This window comes from Aureimonas psammosilenae, assembly GCF_009176975.1.
Classification (GTDB): Bacteria; Pseudomonadota; Alphaproteobacteria; order Rhizobiales; family Rhizobiaceae; genus Plantimonas; species Plantimonas psammosilenae.
In genome coordinates this window covers 556,776-581,689 of the sequence record NZ_WEZG01000001.1, presented here as the reverse complement: position 1 = coordinate 581,689, position 24,914 = coordinate 556,776, and the positions used below count along the sequence as shown (strand labels likewise).

The 24,914-nt window shown below is 66.1% G+C and carries 23 protein-coding genes; 13 read left to right on the top strand and 10 right to left on the bottom strand.

All coding sequences use genetic code 11. The features are described 5' to 3' along the window. Positions 1 to 60 precede the first annotated feature (60 nt). Positions 61 to 1,476, top strand: coding sequence for a metalloprotease TldD (gene tldD / locus F9929_RS02775; RefSeq protein ID WP_152044990.1), 1,416 nt, complete (start codon positions 61 to 63; stop codon positions 1,474 to 1,476). A gap of 60 nt (positions 1,477 to 1,536) precedes the next feature. Here tldD and pdxH read toward each other — a convergent pair whose 3' ends face one another. After that, positions 1,537 to 2,157, bottom strand: coding sequence for a pyridoxamine 5'-phosphate oxidase (gene pdxH / locus F9929_RS02770; protein WP_152044989.1), 621 nt, complete (start codon positions 2,155 to 2,157; stop codon positions 1,537 to 1,539). 74 nt (positions 2,158 to 2,231) lie between these two features. Between pdxH and F9929_RS02765 the strand changes: the two genes are divergently transcribed. The 4 genes from F9929_RS02765 to F9929_RS02750 all read left to right on the top strand — a co-directional run bounded on the left by F9929_RS02765 (position 2,232) and on the right by F9929_RS02750 (position 5,270). Continuing rightward, on the top strand, positions 2,232 to 2,654 hold the full coding sequence (locus F9929_RS02765) for an RT0821/Lpp0805 family surface protein (protein WP_152044988.1): 423 nt from the start codon (positions 2,232 to 2,234) through the stop codon (positions 2,652 to 2,654). Positions 2,655 to 2,783: 129 nt separating this feature from the next. Next, positions 2,784 to 3,752 carry a DnaJ C-terminal domain-containing protein gene (locus F9929_RS02760; protein ID WP_152044987.1) on the top strand — a complete coding sequence of 323 codons (969 nt, stop codon included), beginning with the start codon at positions 2,784 to 2,786 and terminating at the stop codon, positions 3,750 to 3,752. An 88-nt stretch (positions 3,753 to 3,840) separates the two neighbouring features. After that, positions 3,841 to 4,659 carry an enoyl-ACP reductase FabI gene (gene fabI / locus F9929_RS02755; RefSeq protein ID WP_152044986.1) on the top strand — a complete coding sequence of 273 codons (819 nt, stop codon included), beginning with the start codon at positions 3,841 to 3,843 and terminating at the stop codon, positions 4,657 to 4,659. A 20-nt stretch (positions 4,660 to 4,679) separates the two neighbouring features. Further along, the gene (locus F9929_RS02750) at positions 4,680 to 5,270 is read left to right on the top strand and encodes a histidine phosphatase family protein (RefSeq protein ID WP_152044985.1); all 591 of its coding nucleotides are present in this window, start codon (positions 4,680 to 4,682) and stop codon (positions 5,268 to 5,270) included. 7 nt (positions 5,271 to 5,277) lie between these two features. On the opposite strand, the gene F9929_RS02745 is transcribed toward F9929_RS02750, so the two are convergent. Then, positions 5,278 to 5,499, bottom strand: coding sequence for a DUF1344 domain-containing protein (locus F9929_RS02745; RefSeq protein WP_152044984.1), 222 nt, complete (start codon positions 5,497 to 5,499; stop codon positions 5,278 to 5,280). A 188-nt stretch (positions 5,500 to 5,687) separates the two neighbouring features. Here F9929_RS02745 and aroC point away from each other — a divergent pair, with 188 nt between their 5' ends. The 7 genes from aroC (at position 5,688) to F9929_RS02710 (ending at position 12,945) form a co-directional block, all read left to right on the top strand. Further along, the gene (gene aroC / locus F9929_RS02740) at positions 5,688 to 6,782 is read left to right on the top strand and encodes a chorismate synthase (RefSeq protein WP_152044983.1); all 1,095 of its coding nucleotides are present in this window, start codon (positions 5,688 to 5,690) and stop codon (positions 6,780 to 6,782) included. A 42-nt stretch (positions 6,783 to 6,824) separates the two neighbouring features. Beyond that, a complete protein-coding gene (locus F9929_RS02735; RefSeq protein ID WP_152044982.1) occupies positions 6,825 to 7,751 on the top strand; it encodes a histone deacetylase family protein in 927 nt (308 codons plus the stop codon). A 23-nt stretch (positions 7,752 to 7,774) separates the two neighbouring features. Continuing rightward, complete coding sequence (locus F9929_RS02730; protein ID WP_152044981.1) at positions 7,775 to 8,047, top strand: exodeoxyribonuclease VII small subunit; 273 nt, start codon at positions 7,775 to 7,777, stop codon at positions 8,045 to 8,047. A 135-nt stretch (positions 8,048 to 8,182) separates the two neighbouring features. Beyond that, positions 8,183 to 10,099 (top strand): 1-deoxy-D-xylulose-5-phosphate synthase, encoded by a 1,917-nt coding sequence (dxs, locus tag F9929_RS02725; protein ID WP_152044980.1) that lies wholly within the window; start codon positions 8,183 to 8,185, stop codon positions 10,097 to 10,099. A 14-nt stretch (positions 10,100 to 10,113) separates the two neighbouring features. After that, positions 10,114 to 11,343 (top strand): class I SAM-dependent RNA methyltransferase, encoded by a 1,230-nt coding sequence (locus tag F9929_RS02720; RefSeq protein ID WP_152044979.1) that lies wholly within the window; start codon positions 10,114 to 10,116, stop codon positions 11,341 to 11,343. Between the two features lie 4 nt (positions 11,344 to 11,347). Beyond that, entirely contained in the window at positions 11,348 to 11,986 is a 639-nt protein-coding gene (locus F9929_RS02715) for a DedA family protein (protein WP_152044978.1), read from the top strand. Positions 11,987 to 12,084: 98 nt separating this feature from the next. Continuing rightward, positions 12,085 to 12,945, top strand: coding sequence for a fumarylacetoacetate hydrolase family protein (locus F9929_RS02710; RefSeq protein WP_152044977.1), 861 nt, complete (start codon positions 12,085 to 12,087; stop codon positions 12,943 to 12,945). 7 nt (positions 12,946 to 12,952) lie between these two features. Here F9929_RS02710 and purD read toward each other — a convergent pair whose 3' ends face one another. After that, positions 12,953 to 14,221 carry a phosphoribosylamine--glycine ligase gene (gene purD, locus F9929_RS02705; protein WP_152044976.1) on the bottom strand — a complete coding sequence of 423 codons (1,269 nt, stop codon included), beginning with the start codon at positions 14,219 to 14,221 and terminating at the stop codon, positions 12,953 to 12,955. Between the two features lie 124 nt (positions 14,222 to 14,345). On the opposite strand from purD, the gene ubiA reads away from it, so the two are divergent. Further along, positions 14,346 to 15,350 carry a 4-hydroxybenzoate octaprenyltransferase gene (gene ubiA / locus F9929_RS02700; protein WP_152044975.1) on the top strand — a complete coding sequence of 335 codons (1,005 nt, stop codon included), beginning with the start codon at positions 14,346 to 14,348 and terminating at the stop codon, positions 15,348 to 15,350. 10 nt (positions 15,351 to 15,360) lie between these two features. Here ubiA and F9929_RS02695 read toward each other — a convergent pair whose 3' ends face one another. The 7 genes from F9929_RS02695 to ypfJ form a co-directional block, all read right to left on the bottom strand. Next, positions 15,361 to 15,939: a DUF6101 family protein gene (locus tag F9929_RS02695; protein WP_152044974.1), complete on the bottom strand. Its 579-nt coding sequence runs from the start codon at positions 15,937 to 15,939 to the stop codon at positions 15,361 to 15,363. Positions 15,940 to 16,108: 169 nt separating this feature from the next. Beyond that, positions 16,109 to 17,536 carry an FAD-binding oxidoreductase gene (locus tag F9929_RS02690; RefSeq protein WP_152044973.1) on the bottom strand — a complete coding sequence of 476 codons (1,428 nt, stop codon included), beginning with the start codon at positions 17,534 to 17,536 and terminating at the stop codon, positions 16,109 to 16,111. After that, a complete protein-coding gene (locus tag F9929_RS02685) occupies positions 17,536 to 18,540 on the bottom strand; it encodes an L-threonylcarbamoyladenylate synthase (protein ID WP_152044972.1) in 1,005 nt (334 codons plus the stop codon). The genes F9929_RS02690 and F9929_RS02685 overlap by 1 nt, the downstream gene beginning before the upstream one ends. A 301-nt stretch (positions 18,541 to 18,841) precedes the next feature. Continuing rightward, a complete protein-coding gene (locus F9929_RS02680; protein WP_152044971.1) occupies positions 18,842 to 20,311 on the bottom strand; it encodes a glycoside hydrolase family 25 protein in 1,470 nt (489 codons plus the stop codon). A gap of 315 nt (positions 20,312 to 20,626) precedes the next feature. Next, entirely contained in the window at positions 20,627 to 22,753 is a 2,127-nt protein-coding gene (gene glyS / locus F9929_RS02675; RefSeq protein ID WP_152044970.1) for a glycine--tRNA ligase subunit beta, read from the bottom strand. A 105-nt stretch (positions 22,754 to 22,858) separates the two neighbouring features. Next, complete coding sequence (locus F9929_RS02670) at positions 22,859 to 23,785, bottom strand: manganese catalase family protein (RefSeq protein WP_152044969.1); 927 nt, start codon at positions 23,783 to 23,785, stop codon at positions 22,859 to 22,861. Between the two features lie 108 nt (positions 23,786 to 23,893). After that, positions 23,894 to 24,790: a KPN_02809 family neutral zinc metallopeptidase gene (gene ypfJ / locus F9929_RS02665; protein WP_152044968.1), complete on the bottom strand. Its 897-nt coding sequence runs from the start codon at positions 24,788 to 24,790 to the stop codon at positions 23,894 to 23,896. Between the last annotated feature and the right edge of the window lie 124 nt (positions 24,791 to 24,914).

The following is a 24,914-nucleotide window of genomic DNA, read 5'->3' as shown; positions in this document are numbered from 1 at the left end:
ATTCTCAAACGGCTCGCGAAGTCCTATCTCCGGCCCAGTGAACGCCACCCGGAGACCGTCATGCCCGCATCGCTGATCGAGCGCTTCGATCTTTCGCGCTCCGCGATCGATTCCATTCTCGGCGACACGCTCGCCGGCACCGACGACGGTGAGCTTTTTCTGGAGCACCGCGAATCGGAAGGCCTCGTTTTCGACAACGGCCGCCTGAAATCGGGCAGCTTCAACGTCGATCAGGGCTTCGGTCTCCGCGCCGTCGCCGGTGAAGTCGTCGGCTATGCCCATTCCGGCGAGATGTCGGAAGCCGCGCTGAAGCGCGCCGTTGAAACCGTCGTTGCGGTGAAGGCCGGCCATTCCGGCACCTATTCCGAGCCCCCGCGCGGCACCAACGCCAAGCTCTACGGCGAAGAGAACCCGATTCCCTCCCCCGGCTTCGCCGAGAAGGTGAAGCTTCTTCAGGCGATCGACGCGTATCTTCGCGAGAACGACGGGGAAGTCCGGCAGGTTTCCGTGTCGCTCGCCTCGTCCTGGCAGACGGTGGAAATCCTTCGCGCCGGCGGCATTCTGGTGCGCGACGTGCGCCCGCTCGTCCGCATCAACGTGTCCGTCGTCGCCGGGCGCGGCGACCGGCAGGAAACGGGCTCCTTCGGCACCGGCGGACGCTCCGGTTTCGGCGAGTTTCTGGTGGAAGAGAACTGGCGGCGCGTCGCGGACGAAGCGCTGCGTCAGGCCAAGGTGAACCTCGAAGCCGTGCCCGCGCCCGCCGGTGCCTTCGACATCGTGCTCGGCTCGGGCTGGCCGGGCGTCATGCTGCACGAGGCGGTGGGCCATGGTCTGGAAGGCGACTTCAACCGCAAGAAGACTTCCGCTTTCGCCGGACTGATGGGCCAGCAGGTCGCCGCCAAGGGCGTGACGGTAGTAGATGACGGCACCATCGCGGGACGGCGCGGGTCGCTCACGGTCGACGACGAGGGCAGCCCCACCAACCGCACCACCCTGATCGAGGACGGCAAGCTCGTCGGCTACATGCAGGACCGGCAGAACGCCCGGCTGATGGGAGTGCCCGGCACCGGCAACGGCCGGCGGCAGTCCTATGCCCATGTGCCGATGCCGCGCATGACCAACACGATGATGCTCGGCGGCGACAAGACGCCCGAAGAAATCATCGCCTCCGTAAAGGACGGCATCTACGCCGTGTCCTTCGGCGGCGGGCAGGTGGACATCACCTCCGGCAAGTTCGTGTTCGGCTGCACCGAAGCCTATCGCATCCGCGACGGAAAGGTCGGCGAGCCGTTGAAGGGCGCCATGCTGATCGGCAACGGCCCGGAGGCGATGCACCGCGTTTCCATGATCGGCAACGATTTGAAGCTCGACACCGGCATCGGCATGTGCGGCAAGGCCGGCCAAAGCGTGCCGGTTGGCGTCGGCCAGCCGCATCTGCGGATGGACCAGATCACCGTCGGCGGCACGGAGACCTGACGCCTCAAGGCCACTCGGCGCGTTGGAAATTCGCGCGCCGAGGCCTTCTTGCGAAAAGCTTCACGGCGACAGCCGTGTCCGCTCCCAGCCGCCCGTGCCCTCGCCACCTTTGTACTGGATGCGGTCGTGGAGGCGGAACTCGCCGTCCTGCCAGAACTCGATCTCGGCGGGGCGGATGCGGAAGCCGGACCAGCGCGGGGGCCGGGGAACGGTATCGCCGGGATGTTGCCGGTCGACCTCGTCCACCGCGTCGATCAGGGCCTTCCGGCTTGCGATCGGCTGCGACTGGCGGGACGCCCAGGCGCCGAGGCGGCTGCCGCGCGGGCGCGAAGCGAAATAAGCGTCAGCCTCGGCGTCGGAGACCACCTCCACGGGCCCGCGCACCCGCACCTGACGGCGCAGTGTCTTCCAATGGAAACACATGGCGGCTTTTCGGCTGGCCAGGATCTCCTTGCCTTTCGCGCTCTCGAAATTCGTGTAGAAAACGAAACCGCGAGCGTCGAAGCCCTTCAGGAGCACCATTCGGACGTCCGGAAGCCCAGCGTCGTCGACCGTCGCCAAGGCGACCGCGCCCGGATCGTTGATCTCCGAGGCCTCGGCTGCGCGCAGCCAATCGGCGAAAAGCCCGAAAGGGTCTTCGCCGGCGAGGGTTTCACCAAGAGTTAAGCTTTCGTTCGTCATAGTGGATGGGCTCCGAGCCGACCTGATGCCCATCGCTCATCGCGACCTTCGGGCCAGCGAGACATAGGACCGAGATGCAGACTTACAAAGCCGCGCTCTTCGCCCTGATGACGGCATCCACACTTTCGGCCTGCGTCGTGTCCGGCGGCGGGCTGGAAGACGCCTTGGACAAGACCGCGACCAACTCGATCCCGCCCGCCCAGCAACAAGCGGCTGTCGCGAGCCCGGTCGACCAGTCGGACCAGAATACGGTGCGCAACGCCGTTTCCTCCGCCAACATCACCGGGGGCGACGCGCAGCCCATCGCCTGGGCGAATGCCGATACGGGCGCGAGCGGCGCGATCAGCGTCATCGAGGAGCATCGCGCCGGCAACATGATCTGCCGCCAGTTCCGCACCTCGCGCCAGCGCTACGACGGCGTGGCGCTTTACGACGGCGAAGCCTGCACCAAGGGCCAGGGCGAGTGGACGCTGACGAAGTTCAACGAAGGCGGCTGATCCGTCGCCGATAAGGGCGCTCTCGTCCTTCCGCTCTTCAATTGCCGGCATAAAGACGCCATATGAGGTCGCTGAAGCGGCGGCGCGAACGCCGATGCCACTTCTGTCGATCTTTAGGACGTTGAGCCCATGCGCGATCCCTACGCCGTTCTCGGCGTGCCCAAGACCGCCAGCGAAAAGGACATCAAGAGCGCTTTCCGCAAGCTCGCCAAGAAATATCACCCGGACGCCAATCCGGGCGATAGCCAGGCCGGCGCGCGCTTCAACGAGGCCAATCAGGCCTACGAGATCTTAGGCGACAAGGACAAGCGCGGCGAATTCGACCGCGGCGAGATCGACGGGGAAGGCAAGCCGAAGTTCCAGGGCTTTTCGGGCAGCAGTGGCAATCCGTTCGGGGGCGGCGGCAATCCCTTCGGTGGTTCGGGCGGTTTCGATTTCCGCTCCGCGGGCGGTGGCGGTGCGGGTGGGTCGGACAGCTCGTTCGCGGATTTCTTCGAACAGGCTTTCGGACGAGGAGCCGGTGCCGGCGCAGCCGGCGGTGGCGGCCGGCGTTCGGGCTTCAACGCCGCGCGAAGCGGCTCGGCCAAGGGCGAGGACATCCGCGCCACCTTGAAGGTGCGCCTGGAGGACGTGGTTTCCGACGACAAGGTCGAGGCCGTGTTTCCGTCCGGCAAAAGGCTGGCGATCCGCCTGCCGGCCGGCGTCGAGGACGGGCAGACGATCCGCCTTCGCGGGCAAGGCCAGCCGGCCTCCTTCGCAGGCGGCGAAGCCGGCGACGCGATGGTGACGATCGAATTCGTCGAGCATCCGCGCTTTCGCCTGAAGGACCGCGACCTGATCCTCGACCTGCCCGTGCCGCTCGACACAGCCGTTCTCGGCGGCACCCTGCCGGTGGACACGCTGGACGGCCGCGTTTCGTTGAAGCTCGCGCCCTGGTCGAATACCGGGCGAACCTTAAGGCTTCGCGGCAAGGGGCTCACCACGAAGGCCGGCGGGCGCGGCGACATTCTCGTTTCCGTCCGCATCACCCTGCCCGACGAGCCCGACGCGGCGCTTGCCGATTTCCTGAAAGCGCGCCAGCCGGCCCCCGCCGTGTGAGGCCGACGCCTTGATGGCAGCGAGGCGCTATGCCATACCGCCGCCGCGGGCGGCCGCGCCGTCCCCACATACCGGCAAGGAAACAGTCATGGCAGGAACCCAAGGCTTGATGAGCGGCAAGCGCGGCCTCATCATGGGCGTCGCGAACAATCGTTCGATCGCCTGGGGGATCGCGAAGGCTTTGCGGGAAGCCGGCGCAGAGATCGCCCTCACCTATCAGGGCGATGCCTTGAAGAAGCGCGTGGAGCCGCTGGCCGCCGAGCTCGGCGCCATCCTCGCCGGTCATTGCGACGTCTCCGACGCCTCAACCATCGATGCCGTCTTCCGGACGATCGAGGAAACGTGGGGCAAGCTCGACTTCATCGTCCACGCCATCGGCTTTTCCGACAAGGACGAGCTGACGGGCCGTTACGTCGATACGTCGGAAGCCAACTTCACCAAGACCATGCTGATCTCCGTTTATTCCTTCACGGCGGTCGCCCAGCGCGCCGAGAAGCTGATGACGGATGGCGGCTCCATGCTGACGCTGACCTATTACGGCGCCGAAAAGGTGATGCCGCACTACAACGTCATGGGCGTCGCGAAGGCCGCCCTGGAAGCGTCGGTGCGTTATCTGGCCGTCGATCTCGGCGGCAAGGCGATTCGCGTCAACGCGATCTCCGCCGGCCCGATCAAGACGCTGGCCGCCTCCGGCATCGGCGATTTCCGCTACATCCTGAAGTGGAACGAGTACAACGCGCCGTTGAAGCGCACCGTCACCATCGACGAAGTCGGCAATTCGGCGCTCTACCTCCTGTCGGATCTCGGCAGCGCCGTCACCGGCGAAGTGCACCACGTCGATTCGGGCTACCACACGATCGGCATGAAGGCCGTGGACGCCCCGGACATCTCCGTCGTCAAGGACTGACGCGCGAGCGGCGCGGCGCGATGCTGCCGCACCTTTTTCTTTGCCGGCATGGCGAAACGGCCTGGAACGCGGAGCGCCGCATCCAGGGCCAGACCGACATTCCGCTGAACGATCTCGGCCGCAGGCAGGCCGCCGGCAACGGCGCGCGTCTGCGTGAGCTCTTGGGGGCCGGTGCGCCCGGCTGGGATTTCCTGGCGAGCCCGCTCGGACGCACCCGTGAGACGATGGAGATCCTGCGCGAGGCCCTTGGCCTGCCGCGCGAAGGCTATCCGACCGACCCGCGTTTGATGGAACTCCACTTCGGCGACTGGCAGGGCTTCACCCTCGCCGAGATCGCGAAGGAAACGCCGGGCGCCATCGAAGAACGCGAACGGGACAAGTGGAACTACGTGCCGCCGGGCGCGGGCGCCGAAAGCTATGCGATGCTGGACAAGCGCATCTGGCCGGTCTTCGCCGAACTGACGCGCCCGACGATCGTCGTCGCTCATGGCGGCATCGCGCGCTGCTTCCTTGTTCGCCTCGATGAGATGACCACCGAGGAGGCGGCCCATTCCTTTATCGCGCAGGACCGCGTGATCGAAGCCCGCGAAGAACGCGTCGACTGGGTCTAGAAGCGCGTCAGGCCTTCAGGATCACATGCGCTTCCATGCCCGGCACGACGGCAGCGTAGTCGAAGCCCTTCGGCAGGGCGTAGGAAGAACCGTCCTCGAAGGTGATCGTGGAAAGGTCCGGGTCGAGCGCGGCGACCGTGCCGGTCTTTTCTTCGGCATGGACGGGGATGGTCATCGAGACGCAGAGAAACGAGGACGCGAAGAAGGCGATGATCTCTTTGTTGGTCATTGTTGCGTCCTGCGCCGGAACCCCACCGCTCGCGACTTCGGCACGCCGCGAGACATCTGGAATTTGGCGTCGCAATTATGTCTTTTTACGATCCGGGCGGCGCTTCTTGATCGACCGAAACACGATTTGACCGGAGGGTTGCCGCCCGTCTACATCCGCGTCGGTTCTTGCTATTTCGTAAACGATCCATGTCCCATAACAGCTTCGGCCATCTGTTCCGCGTCACCACCTGGGGCGAAAGCCACGGGCCCGCGATCGGCTGCGTGGTGGACGGCACGCCGCCGGGCCTTCGCTTCACCGAACGGGACATCCAGAACTGGCTCGACAAGCGCCGGCCGGGGCAATCGCGTTTCACCACGCAGCGCCGCGAACCGGACGAGGTGCGCGTCCTGTCCGGCACCATGCCGGGCGAGGCGGAAGGCGAACTGATCTCCACCGGCACGCCCATCGCGCTGGAGATCCAGAATGTCGACCAGCGCTCGAAGGACTATGGTGAGATCGCGCGCCGCTACCGACCGGGCCATGCCGACTACGCTTATGACGCCAAATACGGCATTCGCGATTATCGCGGCGGCGGGCGCTCCTCGGCGCGCGAAACGGCCTGCCGCGTCGCGGCCGGCGCCATCGCGCGCCTCGTTCTGCCGAATGTGCGCATTCGCGGCGCGCTCGTGGCGATGGGCGAGAAGCGCATCGACCGTGCCCGCTGGGACGATGCGGAGATCGACCGCAACCCCTTCTTCTGCCCCGACCCGGAAGCCGCCCGCGAATGGGAGGATTATCTGGATAACATCCGCAAGAACGGCTCTTCCGTCGGCGCGGTGATCGAGATCGTGGCGAGCGGCGTGCCGGCGGGACTCGGCGCCCCGCTCTACGGCAAGCTCGACGCGGATCTGACCGCCAACCTCATGTCGATCAACGCGGTGAAGGGGGTCGAGATCGGCAACGGCTTCGAAGCGGCGACGCTGACCGGCGAAGCCAATGCCGACGAGATGCGCGCTGGCGCGGACGGCAAGCCGGAATTTCTGTCCAACAATGCCGGCGGCGTTCTGGGCGGCATCTCGACGGGTCAGGACATCGTTCTGCGCTTTGCGGTGAAGCCGACCTCCTCCATCCTCAACCCGCGCCGTTCCATGGATGCGGACGGGGCGGAAGTCGATGTGGTCACCAAGGGCCGGCACGACCCCTGCGTCGGCATTCGCGCCGTGCCGGTGGGCGAAGCGATGGTGGCCTGCGCGCTGGCCGACCATTACCTACGCCATCGCGGCCAAACGGGCCGAGGCTGACGGCGAATTGAACAGAGCCGTGGCAAGCCTAGTTTCGCGCCGATGACGACGCGGCTTTATCACCACCCGATTTTTGCCGAGCACCTGACGGGCCTCGGCCATCCCGAGCGGCCGGATCGCATGGGGGCCGTCGAAAAGGCCTTATCCGACGAGCGGTTCGACCGGCTGGAGCGGGTGCTGGCGCCCGAAGCGACGATCGAGGCTGTCTACCGCGCCCATCCCGAGCAGCATGTGCGGCGCATCGCCAAGGCCGCGCCGCCGAGCGGCACGGTGCGGATCGAAGCCGACACGGTGATGAGCCCGAAAAGCTTCTCGGCCGCCTTCCACGCGGTGGGTGCGGCCTGCGCGGGCGTCGACGATGTGGTGGAAGGCCGTGCCGACAACGTCTTCGTGGCCTCCCGCCCGCCCGGCCACCACGCGACGCGGGAAACCGCCATGGGCTTCTGCCTGTTCAACGCGGCGGCGATCGCCGCGCGCCACGCACAGGAAGTGCATGGGCTGGAACGGGTCGCCATCGTGGATTGGGATGTCCATCACGGCAACGGCACGCAGGACATCTTCTGGACCGACCCAAGCGTGCTCTACGCCTCCACGCACGAGATGCCGCTTTATCCCGGCACCGGCGAGCGAAGCGAAACCGGCGCGGGCAACATCGTGAACGCGCCGCTTCTGGCCGGCGATGGCGGCGAGGCCTTCCGCGCGGCGTTTCGCGACGTGGTGATCCCCGCGCTCGACACCTTTCGACCGGACCTCGTGATCGTCTCGGCGGGGTTCGACGCCCACCATCTCGACCCCCTCGCCCACCTGCAACTCGAGGAAGGCGATTTCGACTGGGCGACCGGACAACTGTTAGCCATAGCCGACCGCCATGCTAGGGGCAGGCTGGTCAGCCTCCTCGAAGGGGGCTACGACCTTTTGGGACTGGAGCGCTCGGCCGCCGCGCATGTCGCGCGCCTGATGGCCGGCTGACCAAAAATCCGCAAGGACATCATATGGCATCCGACCTATCCGCGACCCTTCCGCCCGACGATTCCGACATCAAGCGCATGAGCTTCGAGGACGCGCTGTCGGCGCTGGAACGCATCGTTTCGGACCTGGAGCGCGGCGAAGTGGCCCTCGACGTGTCGATTCGCATCTACGAGCGCGGCGAGAAGCTGAAGAATCACTGCGAGCGGTTGCTGACAGCGGCCGAGGACCGGGTGGAGAAGATCAAGCTGTCGCGCGCCGGAAAGGCTGTGGGTACCGAGCCCATGGACCCCGCCTGATCTCCCTTCGACCCAAGGTCGCAGCGCTGCTTGATGGACAGCGCGACCTGATTAGGTTTTAACCATTCTGATTCCAGGCGTCCGTTCCTTTGGTGGTGCGGCGCTCGCCCCTCGTGTCGAAGGCCTTCAGCGCACGTGTCCAACAAGCTCGATACACCGCTCCTCGACACCATCGCGACGCCTGAGGACCTGCGCAAGTTGCCGGCGTCGCAGATGCGGCAGGTGGCGGACGAGTTGCGCACGGACCTCATCGACGCGGTGTCGCGCACCGGCGGCCATCTCGGCGCGGGGCTCGGCGTGGTGGAACTCACCGTCGCCCTCCATTACGTCTTCAACACGCCGGACGACCGCATCATCTGGGATGTCGGCCATCAGGCCTATCCGCACAAGATCCTCACCGGACGGCGCGAGCGCATGCGCACCGTGCGCATGGAAGACGGCCTTTCCGGCTTCGCCAAGCGCGCGGAAAGCGAATACGACGCCTTCGGCGCGGGTCATTCCTCGACCTCCATTTCCGCCGGCCTCGGCATGGCGGTGGCGCGCGATCTGTCGGGGGCCAAGCGCAACGTCGTGGCCGTGATCGGCGACGGCGCGATGTCGGCCGGCATGGCCTACGAGGCGATGAACAATGCCGGCGCGCTCGATGCGCGCCTGATCGTCATCCTCAACGACAACGATATGTCGATCGCCCCGCCGACCGGCGCGATGAGTGCCTATCTGGCGCAGCTCGTGTCCGGCAAGACCTATCGGGGCCTGCGCGATCAGGCCAAGCGCGTCACCAAGCACCTGCCGGACTTCGTGCGCGAAGGCGCGCGCCGGACGGAGGAACTGACGCGCGGCCTCTTCACCGGCGGCACGATGTTCGAGGAACTCGGCTTCTTCTATGTCGGCCCGATCGACGGCCACGACCTCGACCACCTCCTGCCCGTCCTCAAGAACGTGCGCGACGCCAAGAACGGCCCGATCCTCGTTCATGTCGTGACCAAGAAGGGCAAGGGCTACGGGCCGGCCGAAAGCTCCGCCGACAAGTATCACGGCGTTTCCAAATTCGACGTCATCACGGGCACGCAGGCCAAAGCCAAGGCCAACGCGCCGAGCTACACCGCCGTCTTCGCCGAAGCGCTGATCCAGGAAGCGGAGGCCGACGAGAAGATCGTCGCCGTCAACGCCGCCATGCCGAACGGCACGGGGCTCGACCTCTTCGGCGAGGCTTTTCCCAAACGCTCCTTCGATGTCGGCATCGCCGAACAGCATGCAGTGACCTTCTGCGCGGGCCTTGCGGCCGAAGGCTACAAGCCCTTCTGCGCGATCTATTCGACCTTCCTTCAGCGCGCCTACGACCAGATCGTGCATGACGTGGCGATCCAGCATCTGCCGGTGCGCTTCGCCATCGACCGGGCCGGGTTCGTGGGCGCGGACGGGCCGACCCATGCCGGTTCCTTCGACACCGGCTTCCTCGCGCCCTTGCCGGGCATGGTGGTGATGGCGGCGGCCGACGAGGCGGAACTGAAGCACATGGTCCGCACCGCGGCCGACTATGACGAGGGCCCGATCTCCTTCCGCTATCCGCGCGGCAACGGTGTCGGCGTCGATATGCCGGCGCGCGGGCAAAGGCTGGAGATCGGCAAGGGCCGCGTGGTCAAGGAAGGCACCAAGGTCGCCATCCTGTCCTTCGGCACCCGGCTTGCCGATGCGCTCGGCGCGGCGGAGGAGTTAGAGACCTTCGGCCTGTCCACCACCGTCGCCGACGCGCGCTTCGCCAAGCCCCTCGATACCGACCTCATCGCGCGCCTTGCCCGCGACCACGAGGTTCTCGTCACGGTAGAGGAAGGGGCTTCGGGCGGCTTCGCGTCGCAGGTTCTCCAGTTCCTCGCCGCCAGCGGGCTTCTCGACCAGGGCTTGAAGGTCCGGCCGCTCGTGATGCCGGACATCTTCATGGACCATGCCGCGCCCGAAGTGATGAACAAGCGTGCCGGCATCGACAAGGCGGGCATCGTGGATGCCGTGTTCAAGGCCATCGGCAAGGACGCCAAGCGGGTGATGCAGGCCTGACACGCTGACATTCGATGAAGCTTGAACTCTCCATTGAAGCGCTCGGCGCGAAGGGCGACGGGATCGCGCGCGAAGACGGCCGTCCGATCTTTGTCCCCTATGCACTACCCGGCGAGCGCTTCGAGGTCGTGGAACACGGCTCGGAGCGCGCCGATCCGGTGGCGATTCTCCAGAAGAGCCCTGAGCGCGTCGAACCGCCCTGCCCGCATTTCGGCGCCTGCGGGGGCTGCGACTTGCAACATGCCGGGCCGGACCTTTATCGCCGCTTCAAGCGCTCGCTGGTGATCGACGCTTTGGCCTCGCGCGGTCTGGAAACGCAAGTCCACGACCTCGCTCCCTGCCTTCCCCGCACACGTCGGCGCGCCGTCTTCACCGCGCAGCGCATCGGCGGGTCCACCGTCTTCGGCTTCCACGCCCGGCTCAGCGACCGCATCGTGCCGCTCCACGTCTGCCACGTGGTGGTGCCGGCCATCGCCGACAGGCTGGACGCGCTTCGCAAGCTCGCCGATCTCATCGCGCCCCGCAAGGGCGAGCTTCGCCTGACCGTGACGGCGAGCGATGCCGGCCTCGACATCGCGGCGAGCGACGCGCTGAAGCTCGACGACAAGCGGCGGCGCGAGATCGTGTCCTTCGCGATCGGCCAGGATTTCGCGCGCCTGACCGTCGGCAGCGAGACTTTGGTGGAAACGCGCCGGCCGGGCGTGGCCATCGAGGCCTTTCGCGTCGAACCACCGCCCGGCGCGTTTCTTCAAGCGGTGGCGTCCGCCGAGGAAGCGATGGCGAGCCTCGTCACTGCCCACCTTTCGGGCGCGAAGCAGACGGCCGATCTCTTCGCCGGCATCGGCACCTTCGCGCTGCGCCTTGCGCGCAAAAGCGCCGTGCGCGCCTTCGAGACCGACGCGCCCGCGCTGGCCGCGATCGAGAAGGCCAAACGCACCGCGAGCGGCCTGAAACCCCTGAGCGTGGAGCGCCGCGACCTTTTCCGCCGGCCAGTGACGGCGAAGGAACTTGGCAGCTTCGACGCGCTCGCCTTCGATCCGCCGCGCGCGGGAGCCGAAGCGCAGTCGCGGGAACTGGCCATATCGAAGGTCGGGCGGATCGCCGCCGTGTCCTGCAACCCGGCGACGCTGGCGCGCGATTGCCGCATTCTGGTGGATGGCGGCTACAAGCTCCTGTCGGTGACGCCGATCGACCAGTTTCTCTGGTCGCACCACGTCGAAGCGGTCGCGCTTCTGGAGCGCTGACGCGATGCTCGACACGATCATGAACTGGATCGCCGATTACGGCGTCATCATCGTGTTCCTGATGATCCTGGTGGAGTCCTCCGGCCTGCCCGTGCCGGGCGAAAGCATGCTGGTGGCGGCGGGCGTCCTGGCCGGCCAGGGTCGCATCACCTTCTGGGAGGTTTTCCTCGCCGCCTGGGCCGGAGGCACGATCGGCGACAATATCGGCTATCTTCTCGGCCGCCGTTATGGCCGCCGCTTCGTGTACCGCTACGCGGCGCGTTTCGGCATCCGCGAAGCGCAGGTCGCCAGGCTCGAAGCACGCTTCCTGAAAAGCGGGCCGCCGATCATCCTCTTCGCGCGGTTCATCTTCATCCTGCGTCAGCTCGCCGGCTTCTTCGCCGGCACGGCGCGCATGCCCTATGGCCAGTTCTCCTTCTACAACGTCCTCGGCGCAGCGCTCTGGCCGGCGGCCTATTGCGGCGGCGCTTATCTCCTCGGCGCGGCGGTGGAGCGCTATCTCGCCATGGGGCGCTGGGTGTTCCTCGGTGTCGGCGTGATCTTCGTGGTCGCGCTCGGGCTCACGATCCACCGCTTCATCAAGGAAGTGCGAAGCACGTCGGATGCCGACACGCAGACGCCTCCCGAACCCGGCCAACGATAAGAACGAACGCTTCTTCGCACGAACCCGCTTCCCGAACGGCTTCGCCTGCTTAGATTCCGCCGGACATGACGGCGGCCAAGCCGAAAGGGAGTGCAGGCATGAAGTTGGTGCGTTTCGGCAAAAGAGGCTCGGAGCGTCCGGGCCTGCTCGATGAAGCCGAACGCATCCGCGATCTGTCCGATCATGTGGCGGATCTGGCGGGCGGAGGCCTGTCGCCGGTTTCGATCGAGGCCTTGTCGCGGCTCGACCCGCACGCGCTCCCCTATGCGCCGCAGGAGGCCGAGCTTCTGTCGCCGATCGGCGGGGTCGGCAAGGTCATCGGCGTCGGTCCCAACTTTCAGGAAAGCGCGGAACTCGCCGGCTTCCGCATCAATCCCGAACCCACCGTTTTCATGAAAGCGCCCACCGCCGTTTGCGGGCCGAACGACCCGATCGAACTGCCGCGCTTGTCGACGCGCACCGATTGGGGTGTGGAACTCGGCGTCGTGATCGGGTCCACGGCGAAATACGTGTCCGTCGAGCGGGCGATGGACCATGTGGTCGGCTTCACGCTCGCCAACGACGTGACCGAGCGCAGCCTGCAGCTTCAGCGCGGCGGGCAGTGGTTCAAGGGCAAGTCGCATGACAGTTTCGCGCCGCTCGGCCCTTGGCTCGTGACCAAGGACGAGATTCCCGACCACAACGATCTGACGATCTGGCTGGAGGTGAACGGCGCGCGCCAGCAGGAGGACAAGGTCGGGCGCATGATCTTCAAGGTGCCCTACCTCGTGTCCTATATCTCGCGCTTCACGCGGCTGGAGCCCGGCGACGTGATCCTGACGGGAACGCCCGGCGGCGTCGGCCTGTCCTTCGACCCGCCGCGTTTTCTGGCCGCCGGCGACAAGGTGCGACTCGGCGGCGACGGGCTCGGCGTGCAGAACCATGTCTGCATCGCCCCCTGGTCCGACAAGGACCGCTGAGCGACCGTCAGATCTTCGAAACGGCGCGGTGGGCGATGTCGGAGCGGAAGAAGCCTTGCCCCCAATCCACCGCTCGTACCAGTTCGTAGGCCTTGCTTCGCGCTTGTTCGACATCGGTTCCGAGCGCGGTGACGCCCAGAACGCGCCCGCCATCGGCCAGCAGACGCGCCCCGTCCTGCCGCGTGCCGGCCTGGAAGACCACGGCGTCCGGGGCGGTTTCCTTCGGTAGGCCGATTTCGCTGCCTTTGGCATAGCTGCCTGGATAACCCTTCGCCGCCATCACCACGCAGACGGCCGCCTCGTCGCGCCATTTCGGCTGGGCCGAGGAAAGATCGCCCTTCGCCACGGCGAGGAGGATGGGAAGGAGATCGCCGTCGAGACGCATCATCAGCGTCTGGCATTCGGGATCGCCGAAGCGGACATTGTATTCGATGAGCTTCGGCCCCTCCGCCGTCATCATCAGACCCGCGTAGAGAATGCCGGAGAAGGGCGAACCCGCTTCGCGCATGCCGTCCAGCGTCGGACGCACGATGCGCGCCATGGCGGTTTCCACGAGATCGGGCGTCAGGGCGAGCGCCGGGGAATAAGCGCCCATGCCGCCGGTGTTCGGCCCTTCGTCGCCGTCGAAGGCGCGCTTGTGGTCCTCGGCGGTGCCGAAGAGAACGGCCCTCGTACCGTCGCAAAGGCAGAAAAGGCTGGCCTCCGGCCCTTGGAGGAGTTCCTCCACCACGACCTCGGTGCCGAGACCCGGCTCGCCGGCAAAGCAGGCATCCACCGCGCCGAGCGCCTCGTCGAGGCTCATCGCGACGGTGACGCCCTTGCCGGCCGCAAGCCCGTCCGCCTTCACGACGATCGGCGCGCCCTGTTCGCGGATATAGGCTTTGGCCGCTTCCGCCTCGCCGAACCGGCCATAGACGGCGGTCGGGATGTTCTTCAGGGTGCAGAGATCCTTGGTGAAGCCCTTGGAGCCCTCCAGCCGGGCTGCTGCCGCCGAGGGGCCGAAAACGAGGATGCCGGCTTGCGCCAACGCGTCGGCGAGACCCGCGACGAGCGGCCCTTCGGGTCCGACGACCACGAGGCCGATGTTTTTCTCCGTCGCGAAGGCCACCACCGCCGCCCGATCTTCGATATCGAGATCGACAATCTCGGCATGGGCGCCGATGCCGGGATTGCCGGGGGCCGCGTAGAAGCTGCCGAGTTCGGGCGACTGCGCGATCTTCCAGGCCAGCGCGTGCTCGCGGCCGCCGGAGCCGATAAGAAGAACATGGATCGACATGGCGTCTCGCGAAAGTCTACAAAAAGTTGATTGAGCGCTTACGAACGGTTCGCAGGCTTGGTCAAGTCCAATTCCCCTCCGCCAAGGCTTGACGCCGGAGCCGGAGAGATCGAAGTCTGCCGCGATGTCTTCGAAGCTCCATCCGATCGAAACGCCGCTCGGCGACCGCGTCTCGGACGCGCCGAGCAACAATTGGGTCTACCGCGTCCTGCCGCGATGGTTGTGGCCCTATGCCCAGCTCGCCCGCTGGGACCGGCCGATCGGCTGGCAGCTTCTGATGTGGCCCTGCTGGTGGTCGGCGGCCCTCGCGCCGCAGGCGATCGCCCCTTCCGCCATGGCGACGGGCCTGCCGATGCTCTGGCATCTGGCGCTGTTTCTGGTCGGGTCCGTGGCGATGCGCGGGGCCGGCTGCACCTATAACGATCTGGTGGACGAGCGAATCGACGCCAAGGTCGCGCGCACCCGTTCGCGTCCCCTGCCCTCAGGCCGGGTGTCGCGGGCCCAAGCGAAGGCGTTTCTGGTGGTCCAGGCGCTGGTCGGCTTCCTGGTTCTGATCCAGTTCAATCTCTTCGCGGTGGTGCTCGGCATCGCCTCGCTCGGCGTCGTCGCGGTCTATCCCTTCCTGAAAAGGGTGACGGACTGGCCGCAGCTCGGCCTCGGCTTCGCCTTTTCCTGGGGCGCGCTGATGGGCTGGGCGGCCTATTGGGGCGCTCTCGCCCCGCCGGCCTTGCTGCTCTACGCCGGCAGCATTCTCTGGACGGTCGGCTACGACACGATCTACGCCCATCAGGACAAGGAGGACGACGCGCTGGTCGGCGTCCGCTCGACGGCGCGGCTCTTCGGCGCGCGCACGAAACAGGCGCTGGCGATGCTCTACGGCGGCGCGATCTTCTGCTTCCTGTGCGCCTGCCTTCTCACCGAAGACGGCGCGGCCGGGCCGTCCTGGCCGGCCTATGCGGGCCTCCTAGTGGGCGCCGCGCAGATGCTTTGGCAGATCCGCTCCCTCGATATCGAGGACCCGGCCGACTGCCTGCGGCTGTTCCGATCCAACGGGTTGTTCGGCTGGATCGTCTTTTCCGGCTTCGTCTTCTCGGCGCTCTGGTCGCTTTCGTTCCCGATCCCGACCTGAGCATTCAGATTCAGTCGCGGGCGATGATCTCGTCGCCCGCCACGATCATGCGCATTCCAAGGCCGCCCGGCTTGCGGCGGGCGAGGAAGCGCGGCCGGCGATGGCGGCTGCCGCTGGCGCCCGAACGGCGCGAGGTCGGCTGCGAGGAACGGATGCCGCCGAGGGTTTCTTCCAGCGCCGTGACCTGCCCGCTGGCTTCCACCATCAGCATGGGAAGCGAGAAGAGCTCCGACCAGCCGCGCCAATCGGCCGCGACATCGAAGAGATCGGTCGCGACCAGCAAGGGCACGCAGAGTTTCGGGTCGTTGTGGAAGAGTTCCAGCGTCACCGTGACGGTGCCGTCCTCGCTTTCCATCGCTCTCGCCGCGACGCCGGCAAAGGCGGCCGGCGGCAGGGCGATCGTCATCGGCACGCCGGAGCGCTGAAGCCGGCGCTGGATCGCGACGCCGCGCTTGTCGATGCGGTAGGTGACGGTCTCGCCGTCGTCGGTGGTTTCCAGAACCTGCTTGCGGTCGAGAAAGGTCGGGTCGATGCGGATCGGCGCATTGGCCCATTCGGGACGCAAACTGGAAGAAGTCGCCTGTTGCATGATCTTCGCCTCTGCTTACCGGCGCCGGTGATGGCACCTTGGGCGGCCGTTGTTTCCCGGCCTTTGATGAGACGACATTATCGGCGCCATCTTGCAGGCAACCTAAGAAAGGCGGTTAAGTGTTGATGACCCTTTCCAAGGTTAGCAAGACGAAAACTTGAAAGGAACTTTAAACGACTTTTCCGGGGTTTAGAATGCGGTAAGGATCGAAGGTCTCCTTCAAGCGCCGCATCAGTTCGATCTCCGGTCCCGCCTTCACGCGGGCGAGTTCCTCGCGCTTCAACTGCCCGATGCCATGCTCGGCCGAGAAGGTGCCGTCCATGGACAGAACGATGGCGTGGACAATGTCGTTGATCTCCACCCAGCGCTGCAGGAACGTTTCCTTATCCGCGCCGATGGGCTGCGAGATGTTGTAGTGGATGTTGCCGTCGCCGAGATGCCCGAAGGCCGCGATGCGCGCGCCCGGCATCGCGGCGAGGACGGCGGCATCCGCGGCGTGGAAGAATTCGGGAATGCGCGCGACGGGCACGGCGACGTCGTGCTTGATCGAGCCGCCTTCCGGCTTCTGCGCCCAGCTCATCTCCTCGCGCATCCGCCAGAAGTCGGCGGCGTCCGACAAGGACTGCGCGATGGCCGCATCCTCGATCACGCCTTCTTCCAGCGCATTCTCCAGAACGGTTTCCATGGTTTCGCGGGCGTCCTCAGCGGAGCGCTGTGAGGAGATTTCCATGAGGACGTACCATGGATAGGCCGCTCCCAACGGGTCGCGCGCGCCCCGCGTATGGCGAAGCGTGAATTCCATGGCGGTGCGGGCCATCAGCTCGAAGCCGGTCAACTGGCTTCCCGCGCGGTCCTGCGCCCGGCCGAGAAGCGCGACGGCGTCTTCCGGAGAGCGCAGGCCGACATAGGCGACCTCGCGCCCCGCCGGCTTCGGGAAGAGCTTCAGAACGGCCGCCGTGATGATGCCGAGCGTTCCTTCCGCGCCGATCAGAAGATCCTTCCAGTCGTAGCCGCGATTGTCCTTGCGCAGCCGCCGCAACCCTTCCACCACTTCGCCGGTCGGCAGCACCGCCTCCACGCCGAGGCAAAGATCGCGCGCGTTGCCATAGGCGATCACCGCCGTGCCGCCGGCATTGGAAGACAGGTTGCCGCCGATCTGGCAGGAACCTTCCGAGCCGAGCGACAAGGGCAGGAGCAGCCCGACCTCGCTGGCGGCAGCCTGCGCCCTGGCAAGCACGACGCCGGCTTCCGCGACGAGAACGCGGCCGACGGGATCGACCTCGCGAATGCGGTCGAGCCGCGACAGGGACAGGACGATCTCGTCATGCCCGCGCGGCGACTGGCCGCCGACGAGCCCGGTATTGCCGCCTTGCGGCACGACGGGCGTGCGCGTTTCGCAAGCCAAGCTCAGGATGGCGGACACCTCCTCCACCGTTCTCGGCCGCAGCACGAGGCGGGTCTGCCCGCGATAGAGATCGCGCGGCTCGATAAGGTAGGGCTGGATCAGATCGGCTTCGCGCAGCGCGTTGGCCGAACCGACGATCGCGGCGAAACGCTCGGCGAGAGCCGGGGAAAGGTCGGGCGTCAGGTCGTCCATCAGTCCTCCTCGCGGATGAAGGCATCCGCATCATGCATGTCGTGTCGCGGAGCGGCGGCGCGGCTGAGGCGATCGTTGATCGCCATTCCGAGGCCATGATCCGGCACCGGCATCACGGCGATGCGCGCGATGTCCGGCCGGTCGAGTTCGGTGAGGATGGCAAAAAGATTGGCGGCGGCTTCGCGAAGATCGCGCGCGGCGCTGAGTTGGCTGATTCCTGCGGCCTTCTCTTCGCCCGCCACGGCTTCCTCGCCGAAGCGCACCAGCCATTCGCCGGGTTCGACGGAGCGCGCACCGAGCCGCACCGCGCCGTCCGGCGCATAATGCGAGCGAAGCTGGCCGGGCGCTTCGATCGCGCTCCCCTCCCCCACCGCGACGACGGGAAGGCCGCTTGCCGCCTCGATCTCGGCGACGTCCAGGCCGCCGGGGCGCAGGAGATGAATGCGATCCTCGCCCACGCGCAGGATGGTGGATTCCAGACCGACGCCGGCCGATCCCGCATCGAGCACAAGATCCACCGCTTCGCCGAGCGAGCGCGCGACATGGGCCGCGCTTGTTGGGCTGACCTTGCCGGACCGATTGGCGCTGGGCGCGGCGACGGGCCGGCCGAGGGCCTGGATGACGTCGCGCGCGGCGCCATGCGGCATGCGAAGCGCCAAAGTCGGCAAGCCGGCCCGCACCAGCGGGTGGATATCGGAGCCCTCCCTTGCCGGCAGGACGAGCGTCAAGGGTCCCGGCCAGAACCGCTCGGCGAGACCACGCGACACCGGGTCGAAGACGGCGTGTTCCTCGGCCATGGCGAGCGAGGACACATGGGCGATCAGCGGATTGAAGCGCGGCCGCCCCTTGGCGGCGAAGATCGCGGCGACTCCTTCCCCGGAACAGGCGTCGGCCCCGAGGCCATAGACCGTTTCCGTCGGGATCGCGACGAGACGCCCGGCGGCCAGAAGGCGCACGGCGTCAGTGATCGCGTTCGGATCGGAAATGGAAAGAAGGCGAGGCATGCCGTTCCATCGCATGGAAGCGAGGGCTTGGCAAAATCTCGATGTGCTTGAAAACGAACCCCACAAACGAGGAGAGCAGCGGCTCGAGGGGGCGGCCGCTGCTCTCAAAGATCGTCCAGAGGGGTGCTGGACGTGCCTTCAACGACACCGTGCGTCTTAGTCGGGAGGCCCTGAGGGGGGCTAGGCCTTTCCGACCATTCGCGACGAGCGATGTTGCCTCAATAACAAACGGCCGAAACATCGGTTCCGACCGTCAAGAGATTTTTTTCGCGAATGTTTCGGCGGCTCGCGGGCCGGTCGTTCAGCGCGTGGCGACGAAGGCGTCGCTGACCCGGCTGTCGGCCGACAAGCGGGAGCCGAGCCGGTCGGCGCGGCCGGTGGAGGTCGCGGGCATCTGCGAAACCTCGACCACCGGCAAGGCGAGGACGCTGCGGCGGTTCATCGGGTCGGCGGCGCCGAGCCAAGCGCGGATGCGGGACTTCGCCATGTCGTCCAGGCTGGACTCCTTCGGTGCGGGCGCGGCCACGGCCTTGGCCGGCTCCGCCGCGATCGCCGCGACTTTCTTCATTTCGGGCTCGAGCTTATCGAAGCTTGCGCCTTCGCCCTCGCTCCTGGCCGCTTCCTTCTCGCGGCGCGCGGTCTCGGTCAGAAGCTGCAGTGGATCGAGAACCGGGCGGCGGCGCTCCTCGGCCGGTCCATAGGCGGAGATCAGCGTCGTGACCTTGGTTTCGGGCGGCGCGGAGGCCGGCTGGACGGGAGCCGGCGCGGGCGGGTTCGGCAGAGCGACCTCGCCGGCGATCACCTTCTCCACATGGCGCATTCCGGGCTCGGCGATCTCCGCCACCTTGCCTGCGAAGGCGGTGACGAGGCCGCCGGCCTTCTGGCCGAGGCTCGCGACGAGATTGGGTTTGGGCTCGTCCAGCGGGCGCACCAGCTCGTTGAAGGGCCAAGCGGCGCGAAGGCCGGCGACGTCGAGCGGCGAGACATTGACGTCGATGTCGTTCTTGGCGCCCTTGATGCGATAAGGGCACTTGCGGGTGGAGCAGTTATGCATGGAGGAGAACTGCCAGAGCGCATAGCTCGGCCAGGTATTCTCTGGGAACTTGCCCGTGATGTCGTCGCGATAGCGCGCGTACCAGAGCGGCAGGCGCGACAGAAGCTTGTACTTTTCCTTGTAGTCGGAAATCCACTTGGCGGTGGAGCCGTTCGTATAGAGAACGGGGTAGCGGCCGGTGCGGATGAAAACCTGCTGGGCGAAGATTTCGGCATCGGCCAGCGACATCCATTCGGACGTGTTGTCCTCGATGTCGAGCGCGATCAGCTCGTCCGGGCCCGGCTTGGTGAAGTCGATGAAGTGATCGGCCTGCTCGCGCGGATTGCCCGGACGGCCGAGATGATAGGCGCCCCATTTCAGGCCGAGCTCCTTCGCCATGGCCCGGCGCGTCATGTAGAGTTCCTGCGTGACGGAATATTTCCACCAGCGGTTCTTGCAGAGCAACTCGTCGTCGCCCTTCTTGCCCCGGCAGTTCCAGTCCGGCGGCAGACCGTCGGACGCCTTGTTGACGAAACCAACGATGCGCTTGTCGGAGGTGAGTTCCTTCCAGTCGATCGGATTGAACTCGTAGGCGTCAATCACCAGCGCCCTGTCGGCCGATTGCCAGGGCTTGTCCCAGGCGGCTTTCGCCGGGACGACGCCCAATGCCAGCCCGGCGCAGACAAGCGACAGGCCAAGCGTGATGGCAGCCGAACGAACGGCGCTGAATGTCGGCATTCACCCATTCCCCTCGAAGTCGCCGGCCCATTCTCGCGAAACCCTTGCGGTTTCAACCCCTTCGCCAGCGGCTGGTGAGGTGCTTGTGACGGCCCAATCCGGCAGGTTCCGGGCAGAAGCGATCACATGCGATCACGAATTGTAATATTAAGGGAGAATTTATCTTAAATAATTGTTTTTACTGACAAAAATAGCCTTGCGTGAAGCTTTCCCGGCTTACTTGTCCATCTCAAGAAGCGTCGCCGGTCAGCATTTGTGGCGAAATATGGCAGACGGAAGGAAAGGATCAGGCCGCCCTTCCGTCCCAAGCAGCCTTCAGCCGGCGATCTTGGAGAAGTCGGCGACCTGATGCATCGCAGCCCGGATGCGCGCCAGAAGCGCCAGGCGGTTGGCGCGCAGCTTCTCGTCCTCGGCGTTGACGAGCACCTTGTCGAAAAAGGCGTCGGCCGGAAGGCGCAGCCGTGCCAGGGCGGTCGCGGCGTGGTCGTAGTTCTCCGTTCCCATCGCTTCGGCAAGCTCGATCTCGGCGCGATCCACCGCGCCGGCAAGCGCTCGCTCTTCCGGCTCAGTGAGAAGCGAAAGGTCGAGAACATCCCCGATCCGCGTCCCCTTCTTTTCCTCGGCGGCCAGGATGTTCGCGGCACGGCGATAAGCGGCCAGGAGATTGCGGCCGTCCTCGGTGGCGAGCAGGCGACCGAGCGCCTCGATACGGCGCGCGATGTCGAGAAGGTCGTCGCGCGCGCCGTCCCCGCCGCCCGACAGAACCGCATCCACCAGATCGTGGCGCGCGCCCTCGTCGCGAAGCTGCACCTTCAAACGGTCGTGGAAGAAGGACAGGAGATCGCCGGCCGGCATCACGCTGCCGAGTTTGACCGTGAGCTTGTTCGCGAGAAGAATGCGGATCACGCCGAGCGCGGCGCGACGCAGAGCATAGGGGTCTTTGGAGCCGGTCGGCTTCTCGTCGATCGCCCAGAAGCCGACGAGCGTGTCGAGCTTGTCGGCGAGCGCCACCGTGATCGCCACCGGATCGCTCGGCACCGCGTCGGAGGGCCCAAGCGGCTTGTAGTGATCTTCGATCGCGGCCTGGACGGACGGGTGTTCGCCTTGAAGCGCGGCATAGCGCCGGCCCATCAAGCCTTGGAGCTCGGGAAACTCGCCCACGGCTTCGGTGGTGAGATCGGCTTTGGCGAGAAGCGCCGCGCGCTTGGCAAGCGCCGGATCGGCCCCGACCAGCGGCGCGATCTCTTGAGCCAGCGCTGCGATGCGCCGGACGCGTTGCCCTTGGCTGCCGAGCTTGGCGTGGAAGGTAACGTTCAGGGCGTCGAGCTTCGCCATGCGCTGGTCGAGGGGCTTGGCGAGGTCGAGCCCGAGATCGGCGCCGGAAAGCTTCAGGCTTTCGAGATCCGGTAGACCGCCCTGGTCGGTCTGCCAAAAATAAAGCGCGTCCGACAGCCGGGCGCGCACCACCTTGCCGTTGCCGCGCGCGATTTCTAGGCCGCCGTCGCTCGCCTCGATGTTGGACACGAGCAGGAACTTGTTCGACAGCCCCTCCCCGCCGATCGGCTTCGTCACGAAGCACTTCTGGTTGGCGCGAATGGTGAGGCGCACGACTTCCGGCGGGATGGCAAGGAAGCTTTCCTCGAACGTGCCCATCAGCACCTGCGGCCATTCCACGAGGCCTGACACTTCTTCCAGAAGCCCCTCGTCGGCCACGACCTCGAGCCCTTGCGCGAAGGCCAGATGCTCGGCGTCGGTGCGGATGATCTCGCGGCGGCGTTCGGCGTCGAGCACCACGAAAGCGCGACCGAGCTTGTCGACGTAATCGTCGAAGCGGCGCACCGTGATTTCTTCCGGCGCGTGAAAACGGTGCCCGACAGTCGTATTGCCCGAGCGAATGCCGCCGACGGTGAAGTCCACCACCACCGGCTCCTCGGTTTCGGGCCCGAAGGTGCAGAGGATCGACTGAAGCGGGCGCACCCAGCGCATCGCGCCCGGCTCGCGCGAGGCCTTGCCCCAGCGCATGGACTTCGGCCAGGGGAAGTCGCGGATGACGGCGGGCACGAGTTCGGCGATGATCTCGTCCGTCGGCCGGCCCGCCTTGCGGATCACGGCGACGAAGAAGTCGCCCTTCTTCGGATCGGTGCGGACTTCCGCCTCGCTGACGGAGTTGAGGCCGGCACCGCGCAAAAAACCCTCGATCGCCTTTTCGTTGGCGTCGGTGCGCGGTCCCTTGCGCTCTTCCACAGTATCCTTGGAGCGCGCGTCGAGACCGCGGATGTCGAGGGTGAGGCGGCGCGGCGTCCAGTATTCGCGGGCGCCCTCATAGGTCAGACCCGCTTCCACGAGGCCGTCCGTCACGAGCTTCCTGAGGTCCCCGGCAGCCTTGCGCTGCATACGGGCCGGAATTTCCTCGGAGCGCAGTTCAAGCAGAAGATCGGGCATCGTCGTCCGGCGGAAGGTGGTTTGGCGCGAAACACCATGGCCGGGCCTGGAATGCAAGACGAGCCTGCGGCGCGAGGACGAACCCCGCGCCGCAGAAAGGTTGGATCAGCGCGAAGCCTTGTAGAGCTTGGTCGCGATCTCGAACATTTCCTCCGGCGCGTAATCCGGCGTGAAAGCCGACGGAATGCCGGTCAACTGATGGATCTTGCCGCCATCCGGGAAGCCGTCGACGACTTCCAGCTCGCCCGGCGGATCGCCCGGCAGCGCGGTCTCGCCATTGCCCCAGATGCCGGACATTTCCTTGTAGTCGTTCGGGCTGAACGTATACAGGCGCCGATGCGACCCTTCCGCCAGATATTGCTGGCATTCCGGGATCTTGTCCAAGAGGATGTTCGGCGTCGGCAGGAACTTGTCGAGATCGACGCCAGTGATCTTCTTCAGCGCCAGCGCGTAGGCATGGGCGTGAACCGAACCGCGCACCAGAAGATAACCGCAAACGGCGCGGCTCGTCGGGTCGGTAACCGTCTCGTAGACGCGCAGCTTATGGAGGCGCGCGCCGCATTCGAGGTGGAAGTTATGGAGAAGGTCTACCACGACGTTGCCGGTCGAGGTGATGAAGTCCTTGTTCCACGACAGCCCGTTGGAATCCACCGGCATGGCACCGCCCGCGCCCGACAGGAAAGAGGCCGCCGAGCGGATATCCTTCATGTCCTCGAAGGGCGCCTTGGAGATGTCGCCGCCGTCGCCGGCATCGGCACCCTCCTTGTCCGGACCGTTGGCCACCATCGCGACGCCGTTGGACACGAGTTCGACGTGACCGAGCTCCTCCGCGGTGATCGAGGCGACGAGGCTGTAGAATGGCCGGAGTTTCGATTTCGAACGGAAATTGAAGCTCTGGAACATATAGTTGCCGAGTGTCGACATCTCGCCGTACTTGCCGCCCAGCAGTTCCTGCAGGGCCGCGGCGGCATTCGGGTCCGCGCGCTTGGGCGCCGGCAGTTCTGCTTGCAGCTTGTCGATGCGAAGGAACATCAGCCTGTCGTCCTTACGGTTGATCGTAATGGTCAACGGGCGCGAGGTCGCGCCCGTTCCGGCCAGATGGCGCGGACCCCGTTCGTGGCTAGCGAATATCGCCGCTTTCTAGAGGTTGCCCGCGAATGTGTCGCAGGCCTTCATGTCACCGCTTTCCAACCCCTTGCGGAACCAGGAAACGCGCTGGGCCGAGGTGCCGTGGGTGAAGGAGTCCGGCACGACGCGCCCTTGGGATTCGCGCTGGAGCGTGTCGTCGCCGATCCGGTTCGCGGCGTTCAGCGCCTCGTCGATGTCGCCGGTTTCGATATAGCCGGCGTCCTGGTCGTCATGCGCGAAGATGCCGGCATAGCAATCGGCCTGGAGTTCGACGCGCACCGAGATGGCGTTCGCTTGCGCTTCGTCCGACGCGCGCTGACGCGCCTCGTCGGTTTTGGGCAACGTGCCGAGGAGGTTCTGGACGTGGTGCCCGACCTCATGCGCCACAACATAAGCCTGCGCGAAGTCGCCCGGCGCATTGAGCTGGCCGGAAAGCTGCCGGAAGAAGGACAGGTCGATATAAAGCTTGGTGTCGCGCGGGCAGTAGAACGGCCCGGTCGCGGACTGTGCGAAGCCGCAGGCCGAGTTCACCTGCCCGTCGAACAGGACCAGCACAGGCTTCTTGTATGTCTGGCCCATGTCCTGAAATCGCTTCGTCCAGACATCTTCGGTGTCGGCGAGAACGGTCGCGACGAAATCGTCGGTCTTGTCGGGCGTGCCCTGGACGCCGGGGCCTTGGCTCGTCTGCGACGTCTCGTAATTGCCCCCGCCGCCTTCCAGCATGCCGAGGAACTGGAGGGGATTGATGCCGAAGCCGAACCAAAGCACCAGGGCGATGACGATGAGGCCGATCCCGCCCCCGCCGCCCGCCCGGATCGGGATGCGCATGCCGCCGCCGCGCATGCCGCCGCCCCCGCTGCCGCGCACGTCCTCGACATTGTCGGACTGTCTTCGCCCTTCCCACCGCATGGCGCGCTCCGCTCAGATCCCATTGGTTTCCAAACGATATGGGCGCCGATCACGCGAAGGAAATCGGTGCGTGAGGCAAGGAGGGCAATTGCATATCCTGCGTTTCACGCCTCCTATGGCTTCC